Here is a 2,628-nt window from a genome sequence, read left to right on the forward strand (position 1 = left end):
CCCAGGTCGAGGTCACGGCGGAGCGCGCGGGCTGGCGCTTTCTGGAGTTCTGCGTGATGGCCTATGGGGCAGGCCAGGCGGTGACGGGCAAGACGGAGGGCGACGAGGTCTGCATGGTCTTCCTCTCCGGCGACGCTGTCGTCGAGGCGGCCGGAGAGCGCTGGACCGTCCACGGCCGCCGCGGCGTGTTCGCGGGTTTGCCGCACGCGCTCTACCTGCCGCCTGACCAGACCTACACGCTCAAACCCACCACGCCTGTCGAAATTGCCTTTGGCCGGGCGCCCGCCGAAGGCAAGCTCCCGCCGCGTCTCATCACCCCAGGCGACGTCAAGGTGGAGATCCGCGGCGGGCACAACGTCACCAGGCAGATTTCGCACATCCTGGACCCCGGCGACGCCGAAAAGCTGCTTTGCGTCGAGGTCTACACTCCCTCGGGCAACTGGTCGAGCTACCCGCCGCACAAGCACGACGTGCAGGACCCGCCCGATGAAGTCGAGCTCGAGGAGGTCTACTACTACCGCCTGAAGCCCGAGGACGGCTGGGCGATGCAGCGCCTCTACAGCGACGACCGCAAGCTCGACGAGGTGGTCCTGGCCCGGCACGGCGACGCGGTCCTGGTCAGGGAGGGCTACCATCCGGTGGTGGCCGCGCCCGGCTATGACTGTTACTACCTCAACTTCCTGGCCGGAGAAACACCCTCCTGGGTCGCTCGCGACGAGCCGCAACTCGCCTGGGTGCGGGGCAACTGGGAAGGTGGGCAAGACCGGCTCAGGCTGCCGCTCAGGGGTTCGGGGCGCTAGCGTGGCCCAGTACGACCTCATCACCATGGGCCGCTCGTCGATCGACCTCTACGCTCGTGAGGTGGGCGCCCCCTTCGTCGACATCGAGAGCTTCGCCGCCTACGTGGGCGGCAGCCCCACCAACATCGCGGTCGGCGCGAAACGTCTGGGCCTCGAGGTCGCCCTGCTCACCGCGGTGGGCGACGATCAGGTCGGCAACTTCGTTCTCCATTTCCTCGAGCGTGAAGGCGTCGAGACTCGCTTCATCCCGCGCAAGCCGGGCGCCCGCACGAGCGCGGTGGTCTTGGGCATCGAGCCGCCCGACAGGTTCCCGCTGGTCTTCTACCGTGACAATGCGGCGGACGTGCAACTGACGATCGACGACGTCCTGGCCGCGCCCATTGCCGAGAGCCGGGCACTCGAGCTCTCCGGCACCGGCCTGAGCAAGGAGCCGGGAAGGAGCGCCACCTTCTTCGCCGCCGAGCGCGCTCGCGCCGCCGGGACTCAGGTCTTTTTCGACCTCGACTTCCGCGCCGACCAGTGGCACGACCCGCGCGCGTACGGGGTGAACGCTCGAGCCCTGCTGCCGCTCGCCCATGTGGCTATCGGCACCGAGGAGGAGGTCAACGCCGCCATGCTGAGCGACCCCGCGCAGCTAAGAATCATCGACCAGCAGGTGTCCGCGCCGGAAATCGGGGGCGACGTCGAAGGGAATATCAAGGCGCTGCTCGAGCTGCCGAGCGGTCCCCAGGCGCTGGTCGTCAAGCGAGGGGCCAAGGGCGCGACCGTTCACCTGCGCAGCGGCGAAAGAATCGACGCTCCCGGCTTTACCGTGGACATCTACAACATTCTGGGCGCCGGCGACGCCTTCGCCAGCGGCTTCATCTACGGCCGCCTCAAGGGCTGGGACTGGTTCAGAAGCGCCCGCATGGGCAATGCCTGCGGCGCTATCGTGGTGACCCGGCACGGCTGCGCCAACTTCATGGGCTATGAGGACGAGGTGCTCCGCTTCGTCGAGGAGGGGGGAGGGTTTTGACCGCTGGCGCGGGCGCTAGGCTTTGGCCTCAGGCCACCTCGAATCAGGCCACCTCGAAGACGAGCACGTTGCCGCTCTCCAAGTAGACGTAGTTGTTGACCCCGTCGGGCACCGTCTCGACGATGCGCCCGCGCGACAGGTTGCCGCCTATATACTCCGCCGCCTGCTGGGCCTCGTCCTGGTCCAGGTAGACGAGAATCCAGGTCTCCGTGGTCGGCACGGTGGCGTCCATGGCCATCTTGGCGAGCGTGTCGGGGAAATCGTTCACCTGGTCCTCGCCGACGCACTCGACTACCCAGATATCCTCGTGAAGCTCCACGTCCTCATTGAGGTCAAAGCCGTCGTCCTCGGCCGCGTAGTTTCGTTCGACGTTGTCGGTGTCGCTCATGCTGTCCCTGCCGTTGTCCCTGCCGTTGTCCCTGTTGTCATCGCTGTTGTCATCGCTGTCGCTCATAGCAAGCTCCTTTGCGCCAAGCTAGCAGGGCCGCCAAAGGGCGACAATAGGAGCGCATACGGTCAAGAGAGGGCTTCAAGAGGGGATTTTGATGCTCTTCAGGACGCTCATGGCGAGAAGCGCCCGCGGAAAGCCCAGGTACATGGCGGCCTGAAGGACGGTCTCCTTGATCTCGTCGCGGCTGGCTCCGCAGTTTAAGGCGCCGTGCATGTGGGTCCGCAGCTCGCTCTCGCTGCCGACACTCATGAGCGCGGTGATCGCCAAGAGTTCCCTCGTCTTCAGCTCGAGGCCGCCGCGAGCAAAGACCTCCTCGTAGGCGACCTCGATGATCAGCCTGGCGAGGTCGGGGTCGGTGTCCT

General features: G+C 66.3%; 4 protein-coding genes. 2 read left to right on the top strand and 2 right to left on the bottom strand.

Going from position 1 to position 2,628, the window contains the following annotated elements; genetic code table 11:
- Both iolB and iolC read left to right on the top strand, forming a co-directional pair.
- On the top strand, positions 1 to 800 hold an 800-nt coding region (iolB, locus tag M3498_17630), incomplete at its 5' end, for a 5-deoxy-glucuronate isomerase (protein MDQ3461087.1).
- A 25-nt stretch (positions 801 to 825) separates the two neighbouring features.
- Complete coding sequence (iolC, locus tag M3498_17635) at positions 826 to 1,815, top strand: 5-dehydro-2-deoxygluconokinase (protein MDQ3461088.1); 990 nt, start codon at positions 826 to 828, stop codon at positions 1,813 to 1,815.
- Between the two features lie 43 nt (positions 1,816 to 1,858).
- Here the strand turns inward: iolC and M3498_17640 are convergent, their stop codons facing one another.
- Positions 1,859 to 2,269, bottom strand: coding sequence for a hypothetical protein (locus M3498_17640; GenBank protein ID MDQ3461089.1), 411 nt, complete (start codon positions 2,267 to 2,269; stop codon positions 1,859 to 1,861).
- Positions 2,270 to 2,344: 75 nt separating this feature from the next.
- The coding region (locus M3498_17645; protein ID MDQ3461090.1) for a carboxymuconolactone decarboxylase family protein at positions 2,345 to 2,628 on the bottom strand (284 nt) is incomplete at its 5' end.

The organism is Deinococcota bacterium (genome assembly GCA_030858465.1).
Classification (GTDB): Bacteria; Deinococcota; Deinococci; order Deinococcales; family Trueperaceae; genus JALZLY01.

Excerpts from the sequence above, each read along its gene's own strand:
- M3498_17640 (MDQ3461089.1), bottom strand. The coding sequence starts at position 2,269 with ATGAGCGACAGCGATGACAACAGCGATGACAACAGGGACAACGGCAGG.
- iolC (MDQ3461088.1), top strand. The coding sequence starts at position 826 with ATGGGCCGCTCGTCGATCGACCTCTACGCTCGTGAGGTGGGCGCCCCC.